20 protein-coding genes and 1 riboswitch are annotated in these 19437 nt (G+C 42.1%); of the genes, 16 read left to right on the top strand and 4 right to left on the bottom strand.

The features are described 5' to 3' along the window. Positions 1-8 precede the first annotated feature (8 nt). Positions 9-368, bottom strand: a complete 360-nt coding sequence (locus C6Y02_RS03990) for a MerR family transcriptional regulator (RefSeq protein ID WP_034660511.1) — start codon at positions 366-368, stop codon at positions 9-11. Between the two features lie 310 nt (positions 369-678). Between C6Y02_RS03990 and yidA the strand changes: the two genes are divergently transcribed. After that, positions 679-1491, top strand: a complete 813-nt coding sequence (gene yidA, locus C6Y02_RS03985; RefSeq protein ID WP_106030694.1) for a sugar-phosphatase — start codon at positions 679-681, stop codon at positions 1489-1491. Positions 1492-1527: 36 nt separating this feature from the next. On the opposite strand, the gene C6Y02_RS03980 is transcribed toward yidA, so the two are convergent. Further along, positions 1528-2535, bottom strand: coding sequence for a helix-turn-helix transcriptional regulator (locus C6Y02_RS03980; RefSeq protein ID WP_106030693.1), 1008 nt, complete (start codon positions 2533-2535; stop codon positions 1528-1530). A 128-nt stretch (positions 2536-2663) separates the two neighbouring features. Here C6Y02_RS03980 and C6Y02_RS03975 point away from each other — a divergent pair, with 128 nt between their 5' ends. Together C6Y02_RS03975 and C6Y02_RS03970 are read left to right on the top strand one after the other, a co-directional pair. Further along, positions 2664-3371, top strand: a complete 708-nt coding sequence (locus C6Y02_RS03975) for a class I SAM-dependent methyltransferase (protein WP_034660508.1) — start codon at positions 2664-2666, stop codon at positions 3369-3371. After that, a complete protein-coding gene (locus C6Y02_RS03970; protein WP_106030692.1) occupies positions 3368-4465 on the top strand; it encodes a saccharopine dehydrogenase family protein in 1098 nt (365 codons plus the stop codon). Before C6Y02_RS03975 ends, C6Y02_RS03970 begins: the two co-directional genes overlap by 4 nt. Positions 4466-4492: 27 nt before the next feature. Here C6Y02_RS03970 and C6Y02_RS03965 read toward each other — a convergent pair whose 3' ends face one another. Then, positions 4493-6316, bottom strand: coding sequence for an acyltransferase family protein (locus tag C6Y02_RS03965; protein WP_106030691.1), 1824 nt, complete (start codon positions 6314-6316; stop codon positions 4493-4495). Positions 6317-6557: 241 nt separating this feature from the next. On the opposite strand from C6Y02_RS03965, the gene C6Y02_RS03960 reads away from it, so the two are divergent. The 11 genes from C6Y02_RS03960 to C6Y02_RS03905 all read left to right on the top strand — a co-directional run bounded on the left by C6Y02_RS03960 (position 6558) and on the right by C6Y02_RS03905 (position 16876). Further along, positions 6558-7433 carry an aldose 1-epimerase family protein gene (locus tag C6Y02_RS03960; protein ID WP_060597616.1) on the top strand — a complete coding sequence of 292 codons (876 nt, stop codon included), beginning with the start codon at positions 6558-6560 and terminating at the stop codon, positions 7431-7433. A gap of 60 nt (positions 7434-7493) precedes the next feature. Further along, entirely contained in the window at positions 7494-8438 is a 945-nt protein-coding gene (gene deoR, locus C6Y02_RS03955; protein ID WP_034660503.1) for a DNA-binding transcriptional repressor DeoR, read from the top strand. A gap of 83 nt (positions 8439-8521) precedes the next feature. Then, positions 8522-9193, top strand: coding sequence for a deoxyribose-phosphate aldolase (gene deoC / locus C6Y02_RS03950; RefSeq protein ID WP_060597615.1), 672 nt, complete (start codon positions 8522-8524; stop codon positions 9191-9193). 166 nt (positions 9194-9359) lie between these two features. Then, positions 9360-10541, top strand: coding sequence for a NupC/NupG family nucleoside CNT transporter (locus tag C6Y02_RS03945; protein ID WP_060597614.1), 1182 nt, complete (start codon positions 9360-9362; stop codon positions 10539-10541). A gap of 25 nt (positions 10542-10566) precedes the next feature. Then, entirely contained in the window at positions 10567-11868 is a 1302-nt protein-coding gene (locus tag C6Y02_RS03940) for a pyrimidine-nucleoside phosphorylase (RefSeq protein ID WP_066031527.1), read from the top strand. A 181-nt stretch (positions 11869-12049) separates the two neighbouring features. Beyond that, positions 12050-12493 (top strand): MarR family transcriptional regulator, encoded by a 444-nt coding sequence (locus C6Y02_RS03935; RefSeq protein ID WP_081311465.1) that lies wholly within the window; start codon positions 12050-12052, stop codon positions 12491-12493. 14 nt (positions 12494-12507) lie between these two features. Beyond that, positions 12508-13146: a nitroreductase family protein gene (locus C6Y02_RS03930; protein ID WP_106030690.1), complete on the top strand. Its 639-nt coding sequence runs from the start codon at positions 12508-12510 to the stop codon at positions 13144-13146. A 25-nt stretch (positions 13147-13171) separates the two neighbouring features. Continuing rightward, positions 13172-13465 carry a putative quinol monooxygenase gene (locus tag C6Y02_RS03925; protein ID WP_060597613.1) on the top strand — a complete coding sequence of 98 codons (294 nt, stop codon included), beginning with the start codon at positions 13172-13174 and terminating at the stop codon, positions 13463-13465. A gap of 189 nt (positions 13466-13654) precedes the next feature. Further along, positions 13655-16036, top strand: a complete 2382-nt coding sequence (locus tag C6Y02_RS03920; protein ID WP_106030689.1) for an immune inhibitor A domain-containing protein — start codon at positions 13655-13657, stop codon at positions 16034-16036. Positions 16037-16244: 208 nt separating this feature from the next. Next, on the top strand, positions 16245-16499 hold the full coding sequence (locus C6Y02_RS03910) for an ORF6C domain-containing protein (RefSeq protein WP_012011773.1): 255 nt from the start codon (positions 16245-16247) through the stop codon (positions 16497-16499). Between the two features lie 5 nt (positions 16500-16504). Beyond that, positions 16505-16876 carry a DUF1304 domain-containing protein gene (locus C6Y02_RS03905; protein WP_034660494.1) on the top strand — a complete coding sequence of 124 codons (372 nt, stop codon included), beginning with the start codon at positions 16505-16507 and terminating at the stop codon, positions 16874-16876. Positions 16877-16909: 33 nt separating this feature from the next. Here C6Y02_RS03905 and C6Y02_RS19270 read toward each other — a convergent pair whose 3' ends face one another. Continuing rightward, a complete protein-coding gene (locus C6Y02_RS19270; RefSeq protein ID WP_003214630.1) occupies positions 16910-17074 on the bottom strand; it encodes a hypothetical protein in 165 nt (54 codons plus the stop codon). 254 nt (positions 17075-17328) lie between these two features. Between C6Y02_RS19270 and C6Y02_RS03900 the strand changes: the two genes are divergently transcribed. Continuing rightward, complete coding sequence (locus C6Y02_RS03900) at positions 17329-17985, top strand: type 1 glutamine amidotransferase domain-containing protein (protein WP_034660493.1); 657 nt, start codon at positions 17329-17331, stop codon at positions 17983-17985. Between the two features lie 141 nt (positions 17986-18126). Then, positions 18127-19254, top strand: coding sequence for a hypothetical protein (locus C6Y02_RS03895; RefSeq protein WP_106030688.1), 1128 nt, complete (start codon positions 18127-18129; stop codon positions 19252-19254). A 56-nt stretch (positions 19255-19310) separates the two neighbouring features. Then, positions 19311-19414: riboswitch (TPP riboswitch) on the top strand. The last annotated feature ends 23 nt before the right edge of the window (positions 19415-19437 follow it).

The following is a 19437-nucleotide window of genomic DNA, read 5'->3' as shown; positions in this document are numbered from 1 at the left end:
CCTTACAATTAGCTGATGTCCGCTAATGTTTGTTTTGTTAACAATTGAATGGCAGCCTTCCTCTTCTTTAACTCTTGAATGGAGTGTTGAATATCCTCAACTTTTTGTTCGAGCAGCTGTTCAGCTTCTGTTTTTGATTGTTTTTCAAATAGTGATTTGATAATTTCGCGAATTTCTTTGAGTGAGAAATCTAGCTTTCTTGCTTCTGTGATAAAGGAAAGCATGAGTACATATTTTTTATCATATAAACGATAGCCGTTATGTGCTCTCTTTGGTTCGGGGAGCACACCCTCATTTTCGTAAAAACGAATGGTTTCAATATGCACACCAGACAGTTTTGACAATTTACCTCTAGTAAACGTAATCATTCCCTGCACCTCCTTTCTTTGCTATCCATCATACAATTAGATTTGCTAGTTTCAAAATGTTCAGTCGTGAACATTTGTTTTCATTTTCTCATTGGAAAAGGGCACAAACTCTGTTTAAAGCAGGATGAATAGAATACGATATAATAGAGTAGGCAGATGACAATTTTGTTACAGGTGAGAACAAGTAGACAGCGTGATGAAAAAACGATAGGCTAAAATAGGTAAATAGTAATGATATAACCTGTCATCATATAGATGATGGCTCAAAATAGTGACAGCACGTTTTTTGCTGAGAAAAGGGGACCAGTGAATGTATAAATTAGTTGCAATTGATATGGATGGTACGTTATTAAATGATCAACATATGGTGCCAGCTGAGGTGTTTGAGGCCATTCAACAGGCGAAGGCAGAGGGAGTTAAGATTGTATTATGTACAGGACGACCTATTGGTGGAGTGAATCGCTATCTAGATGATCTTCAGCTCAATCAAGAAGGAGACTATGTGATTGCCTACAATGGGGCGCTTGTCCAAAACAGCCATACAAATGGAGTGGTGTCAGAACTGACATTATCCTATGATGATTTGACTTCTTTATATGAGCTGAGCCGTGAGCTCGATACACCGATGCATTATTTCGATTCCGCTCATTTGTACACACCGAATCGTGATATTAGTGAATACACAGTACTTGAATCTTATTTAACAAAGCTGCCGCTTAAATATTTACCTGTTGAAGAGGCAGATCCTTCAATGAGACTTCCGAAGATGATGTATATTGATCAGCCAGAACGGTTGGAAAAGACGATACAAGCCATTCCATCTGAAGTAAAAGACAAGTACATGATGGTGAAAAGCACAGATTTCTTCCTTGAAATCCTGCATCCTGAAGTCAGCAAAGGAAACGCCGTGAAGCTTCTAGCGAAAGAGCTGGGAATTGCTCGTGAAGAGGTCATGGCCATTGGTGACAATGGGAACGACGTATCGATGCTGGAATTTGCGGGCTGCGGCGTTGCCATGGGAAATGCCATTGATGATGTCAAAGCAGTAGCGGATGTTGTGACAAAATCCAATAATGAAGCAGGAGTAGCACATGTCCTGCATGAGTTAGTTTTAGGAAAATAAACAAAAAAGCGGTCTACCAGTGATGTAGCCGCTTTTTTATATGTGAGAGAAAAAGTAAACAAGCATCCGTCTGCTGCTCAAATTTGTCTTTTGCAGCATCGCCTTCACATGATCATGGACGGTATGGGTTGAAATAAATAAAGTACTGGCGATTTCCTTTGTAGACTGTCCCTTTAATAAGCAGTCGAGGACGTTCATCTCTCTTTCTGTCAGCCGGTACGTTTTTGCCGCATAAGGAAGAATATCATTTGTTTGGGCTCTCTTGATGTGAATCATGACAGCCTCTTCCTGCCCGGCTGCCTGCGCTAATCGAAATGCTTGAAGAGAGAGAAACAGCCCCGTAGGCATTCTCGTCATGCTTGCCGCTGTTTGGTCGATACCTCCGTATAAAAGTTTAGCCCCTAATGCTCTGAACGGGCGCGGCATGGTCGCCTTGTCATGGATTTGTTCAAAGGATTGAAATGTATGAAGCCAATGAAGCCCTGTCTCATTTCCATAAAGAAGATTGTAATCGTGTGAGAGAATGAGGAAACCTTGCTGCTCCGTTGCGTCATCCTCTTCAGTATCTCTTTTCTTGAAAAGTTCATCTCTTAGCTTGGCTGCGAGTCTGGGCGTTTGTTCGATGACCGCTCGGATATCTTGTTCTTGAAAAGGTTCCTTGTCCTTTAGACGATATAGGCTGGCAATACCCCAGCATTCTCCTTGAATCACAAGGGCTGCCCGCAATTCATCAGACCATCCTTTAGGCAACAAAATGTCTCTGTAGCGATCACTGTTGAGATATTCCCCGCTTTGGACTAAGCTCGCAGCATGAATAGGGCCTTTGGCTAGAGACTCATGTTGATGCACGTCCTTTTTTAAGAACTCATTTTGAAACAGCTGATCATGAATTTCTTCAATCGGTTCATCTGTGAAGGAACCTGTCGAGAGGAGAGTGGCTGGATCAATGGTCGTGATACAGGCGGCATCAAAATCAAGGACGGCAGCAAGCTCGTCCCGAATGTGTTGTCTCAGCTGCTGAAAATGAGTGGCTGGATTGGTCACATGATCTCCTCCTCAAAAATCCCCACTTTTAGGGATCGTGTTTTTTGATGTCTCTTTTTACAATAAGATGTCATACCGTTAGTGTACAGGAAACGATGTAAAGCGGAAAGGAACTGGAGGAGAAGGACATGAAAGGAAACCAGCATTGGCACGATCCCGTAGCTGAATCATACGCAGCCACGATTGCTCATAAAGTACCCGGCTATCAGCTATTGCATGAGTTGACAATAGACGTATTAGAAACTGAAGTAAAGGGAGCGGCTTCTCGCATTTTGACTGTTGGAGCGGGCGGGGGCGAAGAGATCATCAACATGCTTCAAAGAAAAGAAGACTGGCTCATCACAGGAATCGATCCGTCACCTTCTATGCTGGATATGGCGAAACAGCGAGTTGGACAGCTTCAGATGGAGGCGCGTGTTACATGGCATGAGACCGTATTAGATAAGGTTTCTGCTGAACCTGTTTACGATGCAGCGATGAGTTTGCTTGTGATTCATTTTATAGAAAAGCGCCAGCCCTTTTTAGAGGAGATTGCCCGCAGGCTTCAACCAGATGCACCGCTTGTGTTGGCTTTTATACAGGGAGAGATGAAGTCCCATACATTTCAACAGGAGCTTTTCATGCTTTCTCTTTTCATGCAGCGGCAGGGTCTAGAAAAAGAAGTGTTTACATCCTTTAAAAACAGGCTGGGACACGCGACACACCCTGTTCCTGAGGAAGAGATAAGAGAGCATTTAATCAAAGCGGGATTTGAAGACATCAGACCTTATTTTCAGGCAGGAATGATCAAAGGGCTTGTTTGCAAGCGAGGTCGAAGAGAGGCGGATGAGAAATGAGATCACAGGTGATGGTGATTGGCGGCTATGGACATGTTGGACAGCAAATATGTCTACAGTTAAGCGAAGTGTATCCCGGGCAAATTGTTGCGGCAGGCAGAAGCTATGAGAAGGCAGAGAAATTTTCACGCCAGTCAAAAGGGAAAGTTCGTCCTTATCAACTAGATGTCAGTGAGCCGCTATATTCGGACTGGATGGATAAAACAAAGCTGGTGATCATGTGTCTTGATCAAGAAGATCCGTCATTTGCTGAAACATGTTTGCGGTCAGGCATTGATTATATTGATATCTCCGCGAAAGGGGCGTACATAGAGCAGGTGGCAAAGCTGGATCAGCGGCACATCGGTGCAACGGCTTTGCTCAGTGTCGGGCTTGCGCCTGGCCTTACGAATTTATTGGCAGCGAAAGCAGCATCTATGCTCTCATCAGTGAATCAAATAGATATAGGGATTATGCTTGGGTTGGGTGATCAGCATGGAAAAGCCGCTATTGAATGGACGCTTGATCATGTCCATACTGACTATGTGCTTACTAAGCATCATCAGCGTAAAAGAGTCAAAAGCTTTACTGGAGGTAAACGGATAGACTTTGGTGGAAGTCTTGGAAAGCGGCATGCCTATCAGTTCCCCTTCTCTGATCAGCAGACATTGCCTTCGACGCTCCGCGTGCCTTCTGTGACGACAAGGCTCTGTTTTGATTCCCGCGCGGCAACGCGTGCATTTGCCTTCACAAGGAGTCTCGGAATGACGTCCCTTCTCACTGTGCCGAAAATCAAGAAACGAGCCATTTCCATGATTCAATCTGCTCAAATGGGAACAGATCAATATGCAGTGAAAGTGGAGGCTACAGGAATGGATGGGAACAAGATTCATCAAGCAGCGCTTGGAATAAAAGGGCGCGACGAGTCTCAAGCAACAGCTCAAGTCGCCTCTGCTGCGGCATTGCATTTATTGAGCAGGCGGTTTCAGACAGGTGTTTTTCATATCGAAGAAGTATTTTCTCTAGCGTATGAGAACGGTGATTTTGCTTTGGTGGATCAAACAACGAAGGAAAAGCGGGTGTTAGCGGTTAGAGCCATCCTTTTGACGGAATAAAAGAAGACTAGCAGGATGCTAGTCTTTTTATGATGAAGATGACACATCTCCTTTTTTCTTGATGCTCGCTGTAATGAGCTGTGTCAATGTGTCAGAGCCTTTTGTTGAAAGGTGAACACCATCAGGCTGAAAATAAGAGGGCTGTCCGGTAGCAGCTGAATGCCAATCGACAAGGGTCACATTGGAATGTTGATCGGCCACTCGCTGAATGACTGCATTCACATCATTTTCCCAAGACCTTGGGACTCTCGTGTTCACAAGGAAAATGTGCGCCTTTGAAAATTGTTGAATGAATGCTGTCAATGTGCCCTCAGTAAAATAGCCATTCGTGCCAAGCTCAATAATAACAGCGGCATCAGATTGATTAAATGAAGCATATTGAGGAGCGATGCTGACGGCTTCGTTCATTTGTCTGCCAACCTTTGCATCGATGGTGATTTGTGCATATGCTTTTTCAAGATTCGGCGCAATGTCCAGCATGACGGAATCACCAATAGCAAGAATTTGGTGGAACTGTTTCTGATCTGCTGCTTTCTTCTCGTGTTTTTCTTTCTTGTTCTTAGCTTTTGGTTCCGCAGAGTCTCCTGCTTTTTTCGGTGCCGTCTTAATTTGTGTCACTTCCTTGGCATGTGGGGACGTATGGGACGAACTGGACATGCCTATGGTAAATAAGATCAAAAGAGCTGCTGCGATTCCAAGGAACACTTTATGAGACGTAGACCATTGTTTGAATCCCTTTTTCCAAATAGACCAAGAGGCAAAATATTGTCTGAAGCCAAGCCGGCGAATCGGCTGTTCGATGAAGCGGTAAGAGGCCTCTGCAATGAGTAAAATGGCCATGAGCTGCAATGCGACACGCCCCATAGAAGGCTGTCCAATTTCAATGACAGGGGTGGTCAGCACGATGATGGGATAATGCCACAGGTAAATACCATAAGAACGCTTTCCGAGCCAGACGAGCGGCTGATAGGAGAGCCATTTCCCTAAAAGACTTGCAGGGTGGCAGATGCACGCAATTAAAATTGCTGCATTTAGACAGAATAAAAGCATGCCTCCTTGATAGAGAAAGCCGTCAAATTCGTCCACTGCATAAACACACAAAAGAAAAACCGCAAACGAACCAAAACCAGCGATATGTAAAATACGTCTGCCAACAGGAAGTAACTTTTTGCTGGACAGTCTTTGCATGGGCCATACAAATGCCAGGCTGCACCCAATCAGGAGCGCAAATGCACGAGTATCTGTTCCGTAATAAACTCTGCTTGGATCCGTATCTGGTGAATAAAGAATCGCCATCCATAAGGCGGAGACAAGTGCAAGGCCAAAGGTGATCATTGGCAGATGGGATCTATTTTTCACCCATTTTAGCCCTGCAATCAATAGAATCGGCCAAATGATATAAAATTGCTCTTCTATCGCCAAAGACCACAAATTTTTCAGTGGAGATACAGCGTTGAAGCTATCAAAATAAGACAGCTGATGGAAGATGTACCACCAGTTACTGACATAAAAAAAGGACGATAAGGCATCGCCACGAATGGACAATAGTGCATTCGAACCCGCAATCGCACACCAGCTGACGGTTAAAAAAATCATCACGTAAGCAGCTGGAAGAAGCCTTCTGATCCGGCCCATCCAAAATGGTAAAAGCTCTTGATAGCCCAGATCCTGCTTATGTAACAAGATCGTCGTAATCAAGTATCCAGAAATCACAAAAAACAAATCAACGCCAAGAAACCCGCCGCTTGCAGGTCCGATATGTAAGTGATAAGCAATGACTGCCAATACAGCAACAGCCCTCAGCCCATCTAATCCTAATATATAACGTAAACGATTTTCCTTGCTGTTCATGAAAATGAATCCCCCATTTATGTCAAAACGCTTCTTTTTTGTTGTCATTCCAAAAGAACAACGATTCTTTTATTTTATATAAGATTAGACGGATCAGCATCACATTTTGTTGGCGAATTTCTGTCTTTTTTTAAAATTTTTATATAAAGAAAGAATTGATGGCCTGGAAGGCTGCCTTATTTTTATACTCAAAACCAAAATCCCTGTCATAATAAAAGAAGAAGGAAAGGGGATGTGTGGAATGAGAACGATTGAAAATGATCAGTTATTGATTCAGGTCAATGAGAGAGGTGCTGAGGTCAGAGAGGTGCTTCACAAGGAAAGTGGACGTCACTATATGTGGTCTGGCGATCCTGCTTATTGGGGCAGGGTGTCGCCAGTCTTATTTCCAATTGTCGGACGATTAAAGAATGACCAATACAAGATAGGTGATCAAACCTATGAGCTTGCGCAGCATGGATTCTTGCGGGATGTTGATTTTGATTTATATGAAGAAACGAAACATACGGTGACCTTTCAATATGAATCAAAAGGCCGCCACATCGAGCAGTATCCTTATGAATTTACAGCCCGTATTCGATACGAGCTGTCGGAAAATGGTCTGACGATTTCCTGGGAAATTGATCATGACGGAGATGACACGATGTATTTCTCCATTGGAGGGCACCCCGCATTTCATGTCCCGCTTGTTGAAGGTGAGCGCACAGCAGATTACTACCTGACATTGACCCCTTCCACTGAGTATCTTCCTGTCCAATATGAACTAAAAAATTCACTTGTCAGGGAGAAAGAAAAAGGCATTCAACTTGAACCGATTCAGCTTCGACCAGAGCTTTTTCAGCATGATGCGATGATCTATAGTCATATCAATCGAGTGTCATTGATTTCTCAGGCAGGTCACGGGGTTGAGGTTGATCTCACTGGTTTTCCGTTTGTTGGTATTTGGTCACCTTATAATAAAGAAAAAGGCACAATGGCTCCATTTGTATGTATTGAGCCTTGGTACGGTATTGCCGATGTTGAAGGGGCGAATGGGCAGTACAAGGAAAAGTTCGGTATTCAAACTTTAGAGAAGAATGAAACCTTCCAAGCCGCCTATACGATTTTCTTCAAATGAACATTTGTGCATGATAAGATGAACATTTTGTTATGATAGAAGAAAAAAGGAGGCGTACGAATGGATCGGGAGAAACAACAACTGAGTATTGAAGCGGCAAGGCTTTATTATTTATCGGATTACAGCCAGCAGGAAATTGCCAAACAACTCGACCTGTCGAGACCAACTGTGTCTCGGCTGCTTCAATATGCGAAGGAGAAGGGGTACGTCCAGATAACGGTAATGGACCCATTTGAAGACTTAAATGAGCTATCTTCATTGCTCAAGGAAAAATATGACCTGCTCGAAGCTCATGTGGTGTTTTCGCCCAAAGATGATTATCCAACGATTACCGAATACTTGAGCCAATTTGGTGCCGAGTACTTGCAAGACACAGTGAAAGACGGTGATATCGTTGGTGTGAGCTGGGGAACCACCATGTATCAAATTGCCCAAAAGATGCAACCTAAACAGGTCAAAGGTGTGGAGGTTGTCCAGCTGAAGGGTGGGATCAGCCACTCCCATGTGAATACATATTCTGCGGAAACCATCCAGCTGTTTGCTGAGGCCTTTCAAACAGCACCGCGCTATTTACCGCTTCCTGTTGTATTTGATAGTGCTGCCGTCAAGGAGATGGTTGAGCAGGACAGACATATTCAGCGCATCATTGAAATGGGGAAACAGGCGAATATTGCTGTGTTTACTGTTGGAACGGTAAGAGATGAAGCACTTTTGTTTAGACTTGGTTATTTCCGTGAAGAAGAAAAAGCGCTGCTCAAAGCATCCAGCGTCGGAGACATCTGTTCGCGCTTTTATGATCAGGAAGGGCGCATTTGCAGTGAAGCGATTAACAACCGCACTATTGGTGTGGAGCTTGATGATTTAAGGACAAAAGAACGCTCCATTCTTGTCGCTGGCGGACATCGCAAGGTTGCATCTATCCACGGGGCACTAAGAGGAAAATATGCGAACGTATTGATTATTGATCAGCATACAGCAAAGGCTCTTTTAAATGTCACAAAATAGATGAACAAAATTTCATAACTATGTTTACAAATGTTCATCGGTCATATATGATGAAAGTATCATAATTAAAAGGAAGTGTAAGCATGACGATAGCAAAGCTCATTGATCATACAGCACTAAAACCAGATACATCTAGAGCTGCCATTATGCAGTTACTTGAAGAAGCAAAAACTCATCAATTTGCATCCGTTTGTGTGAATCCAACTTGGGTATCTCTTGCAGCGAAGGAACTAGCAGGAACAGGCGTTGATGTATGTACAGTCATCGGTTTCCCGTTAGGTGCAAACACAACAGCAGTGAAAGCATTCGAAACAAATGATGCAATTGAAAACGGTGCAACTGAAGTGGACATGGTCATCAATATCGCGGCATTGAAAGACGGCGAATATGATGCAGTTGAACAAGATATTCGTGCAGTTGTAGACGCAGCAAAAGGCAAAGCCTTAGTGAAAGTCATCATTGAAACTTGTTTATTAACAGATGAAGAAAAAGTCAAAGCTTGTGAGCTTTCAGTAAAAGCTGGCGCTGATTTTGTGAAAACATCGACTGGATTTAGTACAGGCGGTGCAACAGCTGAGGATATCGCATTAATGCGTAAAACAGTTGGACCTGACATTGGTGTGAAAGCATCAGGCGGCGTGAGAACAAAAGAGGACGTTGAAGCGATGACAGCTGCAGGCGCTACCCGCATTGGTGCGAGTGCAGGCGTTTCTATTATCAAAGGGGACCAATCAGCTCCTTCGAAAGACTATTAATTCATACGATCCTATGGTAGGATAACATTCGTGACTCATAAATGATGAAAAAGTCATATGCGGAAGGATCTCACTTCTGGGAATTTCTTCCGCACTTTGTTTACTAAATAGGGTTTGTTCCATACAAGCGCATTAATGTAAACGAATTCATTCGAGGAGGAAAAACATGAAATACTTGATTGGTATCATCGGTTTGCTGGTGATTCTCGCCATTGCATGGCTGGCTAGTAACGGGAAAAAACGAGTAAAATTCCGTCCAGTATTTGTCATGATTGTACTGCAATTTATTTTAGGTTATATTCTGCTCAATACAGGTGTTGGAAACTTCCTAGTCGGCGGCTTTGCAAAAGGATTCCAAATGCTTCTAGGCTATGCCGGCGAAGGAATCAACTTCGTATTTGGCGGGTTAATGAATGATAATGCGTCAACTTTCTTCATCAACGTCTTACTGCCGATCGTCTTTATTTCGGCATTGATCGGTATTTTGCAGCATTGGCGTATCCTTCCGCTTATCGTACGCGGAATCGGTTATTTGCTTAGCAAAGTAAACGGTATGGGGAAACTAGAATCTTACAACGCAGTAGCGTCTGCGATTTTAGGACAATCAGAAGTGTTTATTTCTATTAAGAAGCAGCTTGGATTGTTACCTCAGCAGCGTCTTTATACATTATGTGCATCTGCGATGTCGACAGTATCGATGTCTATTGTCGGTGCGTACATGCAAATGATTAAACCAGAGTACGTGGTCACAGCACTTGTGCTGAACCTATTTGGTGGATTTATTATCGCGTCTATTATCAATCCATATGAAGTAGCTAAGGACGAAGACATGCTCGAAGTCGTTGAAGAAGAAAAGCAATCCTTCTTTGAAATGCTTGGCGAATATATTATGGATGGTTTCAAAGTAGCGATTGTTGTCGCTGCGATGTTGATTGGATTCGTTGCATTAATTGCGATGATTAATGGAATCTTTACAGCTGTCATCGGTGTTTCTTTCCAAGATGTACTTGGATATGTGTTTGCTCCATTTGCTTTCCTTATCGGTGTACCTTGGAGCGAAGCCGTACAAGCAGGAAGCATTATGGCAACGAAAATGGTATCTAACGAATTTGTGGCAATGCTTGCTCTAAATGGAGATAGTGTGCATTTCAGTGCTCGTACAGAAGCGATCATTTCTGTATTCCTTGTGTCATTTGCGAACTTCTCTTCTATCGGTATCATTGCTGGAGCAGTCAAAGGCTTAAACGAAAAACAAGGGAACGTTGTCGCACGCTTTGGATTAAAGCTGTTATTCGGTGCAACACTTGTCAGCTTCTTAACAGCAGGCGTTGTCGGTTTGATTTACTAATTTAAAAAAAGGAATGGTGAAAACAATGAGAATGGTAGATATCATTGCGAAAAAACGTGACGGAAAAGAATTATCTTCAGAGGAAATTTCTTTCTTTGTCAAAGAATATACAGACGGAACAATTCCCGACTACCAAGCAAGTGCCTTGGCTATGGCGATTTTCTTCCAAGATATGACGGATCAAGAACGTGCAGACTTAACGCTCGCTATGGCGAACTCAGGAGACACGATTGACCTGTCTGCCATTGAGGGTATTAAAGTAGACAAGCACTCAACAGGCGGTGTAGGCGATACAACAACGCTTGTACTTGCTCCTCTTGTGGCTGCACTTGATGTACCTGTTGCGAAAATGTCTGGCCGCGGCCTTGGACATACAGGCGGTACAGTGGACAAGCTTGAAGCGGTAAAAGGCTTCCACGTAGAAATTACAAAAGACGAATTCATCGAGCTTGTAAACCGTCATAAAGTAGCGGTCATTGGTCAATCAGGCAACCTGACACCAGCGGATAAAAAGCTTTATGCCCTTCGTGATGTGACAGGAACCGTTAACTCCATCCCGCTTATTGCAAGCTCTATTATGAGTAAGAAGATTGCTGCTGGTGCAGATGCAATCGTACTAGATGTGAAAACGGGCGCAGGTGCTTTCATGAAAACACCTGAAGACTCTGAGAAGCTTGCAAAAGCAATGGTTCGCATTGGAAACAACGTAGGCAGACAAACGATGGCTGTCATCTCTGATATGTCTCAGCCGCTAGGATTAGCGATTGGAAATTCCCTTGAAGTGAAAGAAGCGATTGACACGCTTAGAGGCGAAGGCCCTGAAGACTTAAACGAGCTTGTGCTCACATTAGGAAGTCAAATGGTTGTTCTTGCGAAAAAAGCAGAGACACTTGATGAAGCAAGAGAAAAGCTAATTGAAGTCATGAAAAACGGCAAAGCACTTGAGAAATTCAAGGAATTCTTAGAAAATCAAGGTGGAGACGGCTCGATTGTGGATCAGCCGGAAAAACTGCCGCAAGCCCCTTACCAAATCGACGTTCCTGCAAAAGAATCAGGTGTGGTTGCTGAAATCGTCGCAGACGAAATCGGTGTTGCAGCGATGATTCTTGGAGCAGGACGTGCAACAAAAGAGGACGAGATCGACCTATCTGTCGGCATCATGCTGAACAAAAAAGTAGGCGATCGTGTTGAAAAAGGAGATTCACTCGTGACACTTCATGCAAATCGTGAAGATGTTGCGAATGTCATGGAAAAAATTTATGACAACATCCGCATCGCAGATCATGCTGATGCACCAACTCTCATTCACACTGTGATCACAGAATAAAGGAAAAAGGACAAAAGTGCTTCGTCGCTTTTGTCCTTTTTTTGTTCATTTCTTTTTCTATTGAGATAAAAAATTTCACTTTATGAAACAAACCTCTTGCAATCATCAAATAATGGGTGTATATTAGTTGACGAGTCAATGATTGATATATCAACTAATTGATCTGAATAGAAAAGAGGGGATGGCATTGACTGCATTTTGCTCTGAAGAAGCAGAGGTATTATACCGTTTGCAGTGCGTGAACCGTATGATGGGTGTGAAGTTCGAAGCATGCACGGGCATCAGCCAATCAAGACTAGAGTTGCTATCACTGTTATTCCAAGCAGACGAAATCAGCCAGTCAGATTTGCAGAAAAAAGTAAATATTGATAGTGCGGCTGTGACGCGTCACTTAAAACAGTTAGAAACAAAAGGAATGGTTACGCGCAGAAGAAAGCCAGAAGATAATCGAGTCACACTTGTTCGTCTGACAGAAGAAGGCAGAAAGAGAATCGAAGCTTCTAAAAAAGAAAAAGAACGATTTATCTCAGAAATGCTTGAAAACGTAAGTGACGAAGAACGAAAGCTTCTCACTGATGTGCTCATGCGAATACAACAAAACATCGAAAAGATTCAAACAACCTAAAGGAGTGTTTCAACATGGCTACAACATTAAAAACAAACGATTTTATGGAAGTTATGAAAGGGCGCCGCTCTATTCGTAACTATGACCCAGCTGTGAAAATCAGCAAAGAAGAAATGGCAGAGATTTTAGAAGAAGCAACAACGGCACCATCATCAGTGAATGCACAGCCTTGGCGCTTTATGGTCATTGACAGCCCAGAAGGAAAAGAAAAGCTTGCACCACTTGCAAAATTCAACCAAACTCAAGTGTCAACATCAGCAGCTGTCATTGCAGTATTTGCAGATATGAAAAGCAATGAATACTTAGATGAAATTTATTCAAAAGCAGTAGAGCATGGCTACATGCCGCAAGAAGTGAAAGAAAGACAAATTGCTGCACTAACTGCACACTTTGAGGTTCTTCCAGAGCAAGACAATCGCGAAACAATCTTAATTGACGGTGGAATTGTGTCTATGCAGCTTATGCTTGCAGCACGTGCACACGGCTATGATACAAATCCAATTGGCGGATTTGATAAAGAAGTCATCGCTGAAACATTTGGCTGGGATAAAGAACGTTATGTACCAGTGATGCTGTTATCAATTGGGAAAGCTGCTGACGAAGGTTATGCATCTTACCGCTTACCGATTGAACGCATTACAGAGTGGAAATAATATCTTTTCAAAAGGAGACGATCATATGATTATTATTCATGCAGGGATGACCATTCATCCAGAAAAAGAAAACGTATTTCTAGAAGAAATCAATGCATTAATGAAAGCTTCACAAGCTGAAGAAGGCAATGTATCCTACAAGCTGTTCAAGGATACAGAAAAGGAAAATACCTTTTTAATGGTAGAAGTGTGGAAAGATGACGCTGCGGTTCAGAGCCATAATGCAAGTGCACATTTCCAAGCTTTCGTAGCGAAGGCAAAAGAATTCTTAGCCGCTCCACTTGACGTTGTTGCATTTCAAGGCCAGCAGCTTTCATAGTAAAACAACAAACACCCTAGGCGGTTATCGTCTAGGGTTCTTTTATTTTCGACACCTTGTTCCACCCATTTCAATCCCGTATTGTGCATTTTCCACAAAGTTTCTGAAAATAAAATGTTTTTCGACTTAAGTATATTGGAATATGCTAGAATGAGATATTATTTATTACCAAATTAGGGAGGAACTAATATGAAAAAAGGGAAATGGACGAGCATTGCACTAACAGCTGTCCTCAGTTTAGGCACATTGGCAGCTTTCAGCACCCCTCTATCTGCCCACACCACAGAGAAATCAACATCCTCAGATGGCGGTCATTATTCAGGTATTCCATTTGACGCAAGTGTCGTGAATGAAGACCGTCTCATCAAAGCCTTGAAAAAACAAGGAAAGATCAAAAAAAATGCCAATGAGGCAGAAACCCAAAAAGCATTAAAGAAATATCTAAAGAAAAAAGAAGAATCTGCCATGAAACAAAGTGCAAGCACCTTAACAGAAGAGCCTGAATTTCTGAAAGAATACAAACAAGAGGTACATAACAAATTAGCCAAAAAGAAAAAGTTAAAGAAGCATAAAGGAAAAGAAGGGAATCATGTAAAACCGGTCAAAAAGGAAAAGTATAAAGGCGATGTTCGCAATGATAAGGTATTGGTTTTATTAGTAGATTTTAAAGATTATAAGCATAATAGTATTAAAAAAGAAGAGACTGATATGTACTATGACAAGTACAATCAACAGCACTATCAAGATATGCTTTTCGGAAAAAATGGCTACATCGGTCCAGATGGTAAACGCAAAGTATCCATGAAGCAATATTATGAAAAGCAGTCCGGCGGTAGTTACACAATCAGTGGAACAGTTGCAGGATGGTATACAGCTAAGCATGAAGCAGCCTATTACGGTGGAAACGTACCAGACGAATCAGGCAGTGACGGCAAACCGCGTGAATTGGTGAAAGAAGTACTCGAAGCAGCAGCAAAAGACCCGAACATTGATCTCGGTGAATATGATCAATGGGACCGCTATGATATGGATGGAGACGGCGTTTATAACGAACCAGACGGCATCATTGACCATCTGATGGTCGTTCATGCTGGCGTAGGTGAAGAAGCTGGCGGCGGACAACTTGGCTCTAATGCGATTTGGTCGCACCGCTGGTCACTTGGTGATGTATTTGAAATTCCAAACACTGAATCTGAAGTCGGGCAAGGCGGAAAATTAGGTGCGTTAGATTACACTATCGAGCCTGAAGATGGCGCGGCAGGCGTGTTCACACATGAATTTGGACATGATCTTGGTCTTCCTGATGAGTACGATACACAGTACACAGGCGGAGGCGAGCCTGTTTCATACTGGTCGATCATGTCAAGCGGAAGCTGGGCAGGTAAAGTCCCTGGAACGGAACCAACAGGCTTTAGTCCATATGCGAAAGAAATGCTTCAAAACTTGCATGGTGGTAACTGGCTTACTGGACAAACCATTGATGGTAAAACATTAAAGAAAAGCAAAACAGTGCTGATTGATGAAGCAGCAACAAAAGGAACGAATCATGATGCGGTTCGAGTGGATTTACCAGATAAAGAGATTGTGGTCACAAAACCTGCTCAAGGACAATATTCGTACTTCAGCGGAACGGGTGACAATTTGAATGCGACCATGACAACAACAGGTATCGATTTGTCGAAGGGGAGCAAAGCAAAGCTTACATTTAAAGCATGGTACGATATCGAAGAAGATTATGATTATGCGTATGTAGAAGTACGTGAAACAGGAACTGATCAGTGGAAGACCATTGCTGGTAACATCACGAATGATCGAAATGAAGCAGGTGCGAACGAAGGCAATGGAATTGACGGAAAATCGGACGGATGGGTAGATGCAGCCTTTGATCTTTCTGCTTATGCAGGGAAGAAAATCGACCTGCAATTCCGCTATACAACCGATGCAGGCTATTCACTGCCAGGGTTATTTGTAGATGATTTAAACATCACAGCAGATGGGACGAAAGTGTGGTCAGATGATGCCGAGGGCACGTCTACTTTCACCTTTAACGGATTCTCAAAATCTAATGGAAAACAATATGCACCCCAATATTATTTGTTAGAGTGGCGCTCTTATGCTGACGTTGATAAAGGCTTAAAGCATATCAAACGTGGGGCAAGCCTCATGAGCTATAATAACGGTTTGGTCGTGTGGTATGTCGATCAATCCTATAGTGATAACTGGGTAGGAAATCACCCAGGGAACGGTTTCCTTGGGGTAGTAGATGCTGATCAGCAAGTATTGAAGTGGAGTGACGGCTCCATTGCTGCCACAGGCTTCCAAGTACATGATGCAGCATTTTCTTTGAATCCAAGTACGAAGCTGAATATTGATTATACAGCGACAACAGGCTTAACGTTGGTAGATCGCTATATTCGTCCGACTCGTACATTTAGTGATAAAAAGAATTATGTGAATCCAAATAATCCAGATGCAGGGCGTGATGTACCAACATACGGTCTATCCTTTAAAGTCGTTGGACAAAGTAAGGATCGTTCTGTTGGAAAGGTATTAATTTCTAAAAGTAACTAAACAGAAAGCCGGATTCTACCATTGAATCCGGCTTTTTGATATGGTAATAAAATGTTTTTGATGAAAAGGGCGGCTTTTTGGTCGAATGTCTGTTCTTTTTTATTTTGATATCCGAATGAAATCATTATATAATAGAGACTGGAAGGTTTTTCTTTCATACATGGTTCTTTTTTAGCTGTTAAAACAAAGGAAAGGATGAGCGTTACCAATGAGTTGTGTCACTGCTAAGCAATTGAAGGTGATTAGAGGGACGATGCAGACTTTTTGCAGCCATTTGGAGTATGATGGTCACGGTAAGCTTCATATCAATACCATCATGGCTTTTATTAAAAAGGAATTCGGTGTGAGAAAAATGAAAGACATTCCACAAAGCCGGTTTACTGAAGCGCTTGAATTAATACAAGACTTTGATTTATACACGGATAAAATAGAGATTCGTGATCGTCTATCAGAAAGGAATTAACTAAATTGAATATTTTAGCAATGATATTAGTAGGAATTGTCGCATTAGAACACATTGTCATTATGTTATTAGAAATGTTTTTTATGGAATCAAAGATGGCAAAGAGATCCTTTAAGCTGCCAGAACACTTGCAAAAGGATCCAAATGTAAAAGTGATGTTTGCCAATCAGGGGCTTTATAACGGGTTTTTAGCTGCAGGACTCATTTGGGGGCTCATTCTCGGATCGAATACTGTTGGATATATGATTCAGCTATTTTTCATTCTTTGTGTGATCATCGCTGCGGTATTTGGTGGTGTGACCTCTAATAAATCAATCATCATCAAGCAAGGAGTACCAGCGCTGCTTGCATTAATTGCGCTTATCCTGGCAATTTAACCATAAATAAAGCCGCCCTAGTGAGGGCGGCTTTTATCTTTTTCGAAGACCCATCAGACGAATAATGGATGTCAGACAAAGAGCAACGGCAACAGCCAAAATAATTTTTCCATACATGACCCCTGTTAGGTTCATCAAAAAGACGGCCAATATGATACAGAGCGTGATGATGATCATCACAATCGAATAGGTTTTCATCTCTTTTCCACTCCTTTTAAAGTCCCCTCACATCCGAGAGGTCTATCCATCTTACCTCATATGATATCACTCAATGACAATTTTACATGAAATGCCCTACCAATAGAATGTGACATATTGATTAGATTTGATGTCATGCCATATTTTTTAGAAAATCGGGTATACCATAAAGAGCTGCATTGAAGTTTAATTGCTTGATGTTTAATTGCGCAAAATATAAAATAACCATATGATATATCGAAAGGATGATCAAGATGAGTAAGAAAGTGTTATTAGTATCGACAAGCAGTTCGGAAATGAACGGACATCCAACAGGCTTATGGCTAGAAGAATTGGCAGAGCCATTTCATATTTTTAAAGAAAATGAACTAGATGTCCAAATTGTCTCTATTCAAGGAGGCACTGTCCCTATTGATAAAAATTCCATTCCAGAAGGTGTACCAGCGCAATATGAAGATGTATATGAATTACTTCAAGACACAAAGGCGCTTACAGATGTGAACCCAGCTGATTATGATGGCATCTTCTTTGCGGGAGGACACGGCCCAATGATCGACTTTGCATCTAATCAACTGGTAGCCGATGCAATCTTAGCCATTTCAGACAAAAATGGTGCAGTCGGAGCTGTTTGTCACGGCGTTTCAGCATTCGTTGATGTGAAGGATCAAAATGGCAAATCTTTTATCGAAGGCAAAAAAATCACAGGCTTCACAAACGAAGAAGAGGAAGCTGTTCAGCTGACATCAAAGGTTCCATTTTTATTGGAAACAAAACTTCGTGAGCAAGGGGCAGCGTTTGAAAAAGGAGATGCCTTTGCACCATTCGCTGTAGTTGACGGGCAAATCATTACTGGACAAAACCCAGGTTCCAGCGCAGAAACAGCACGCCTGTTTGTTAAAACCATTTCATAAAATGATCAAAAACCAGTCGTAATATATGCGGCTGGTTTTTTTGTCATAAAGATGTCCTAAAAAAGACCAAAACAATGAATAGAATAATGGTAAAATATTAACAGGGCAAAAAACCCAATTAAGGAAAAAGGGGATGTTCCTGTGAGAGCATTTTATGTGAAAATCACTGCAGCTTTATTGTCTATTTTACTTGTCACAACAGGTTTATTTTCACCAGCATTAAAAGCAGAAGAAGCACCGAAATCAGATGGGAAATTGTCACCACTGACGGAAAAAGCTATTCAGCAAGTGCAAGAGTCGTTTTTGAAGCAGGATGAAGGAACCGCTATCCAACAGAAGCAACTGAAAAAATCTTTTAAAGTAGATAAGAAAAATGGAATCAGTATCAAACGAAAAGCCGCTAAAGATGGCAAGATGCGTACATCTGCCATTCGCTCCATTGATGGACTAGCAATCAACCAATCTGTTGTCTTATCAGAGGACGACCCAGTTGATTTATGGTTTTTAAGCACATCTTCACCTCAGGCACTCATCAGCCGGATTACCTCTTCAAATCCCGATTATTTCGTTCAATTATTTGTTGTTGATTATGAAACAGGACAAGCGTACCCGACAGACCTGATTCAGCCCGCAGGCAGTCTCCTTGGTTTGACCAACTTACCAGCAGGTGACTACGCATTCGGTATCACAAGCGGTGGAGATTTCGGAGACTCTTACACGTTACAGGTGAATGCAAAAAACCCGCCCAATTTCACAGGGGCTGTATCCCTATCGTCAACCTTACAATACTTTGTAGCTGCGTATGCAAATGGGGATGTATTTGCAAATGGCGCAAAAGTATACAACAAGCAATCGAAGACAGCAGATTATGAATGGGAGCGTGTATTTTATTTCTCTTATGATGGTAAATACGAACAAAGAACCCACTCAATTTCAAGTGTAAAAGTGAAAAGCATTTCCGCTCCAGTGTCGTACTCAGCGCCTTATGCAAGCTCCTCAGAGGCCATTCTCGTCTACTTAGATGTGGAGACATTGTTTATGTACCATCAATCTTCATATGCAAGCGGTCAATATTACCACGATACCTTTGTAGATACACTTGGCAAGAAAACGCCAAGGTATTTAGATATTGATGATATGACAAATTACGGTGATCATATTTTAGCTGTTGATTTGAAAACAGGAAAGCCAATTGATTTCTTCAGTGTCCTTAATTTTTACTATGCCGCAGGGATCGAGAAGCTGCCAACGATCAAAACATTGAATTAAGAAAGGCGGTTGACATAAAATCACCACATGTGTAGAGTAAAGATAATTAAATGATATAAGTCCACTAGGGGAGTCATGTATGACTGAGACAAGAGGAAATCTTGGACCCTTTGAACCTGATCTAGTTCGTACTAGCGGAGGGAAGTGGAGCTGGACCTTGTCTTATTCATGATTGAATCGATA

It is taken from the genome of Bacillus sp. NMCC4, from assembly GCF_002998555.1.
Classification (GTDB): Bacteria; Bacillota; Bacilli; order Bacillales; family Bacillaceae; genus Bacillus.
This window is presented reverse-complemented; position numbering and strand designations above follow the sequence as displayed.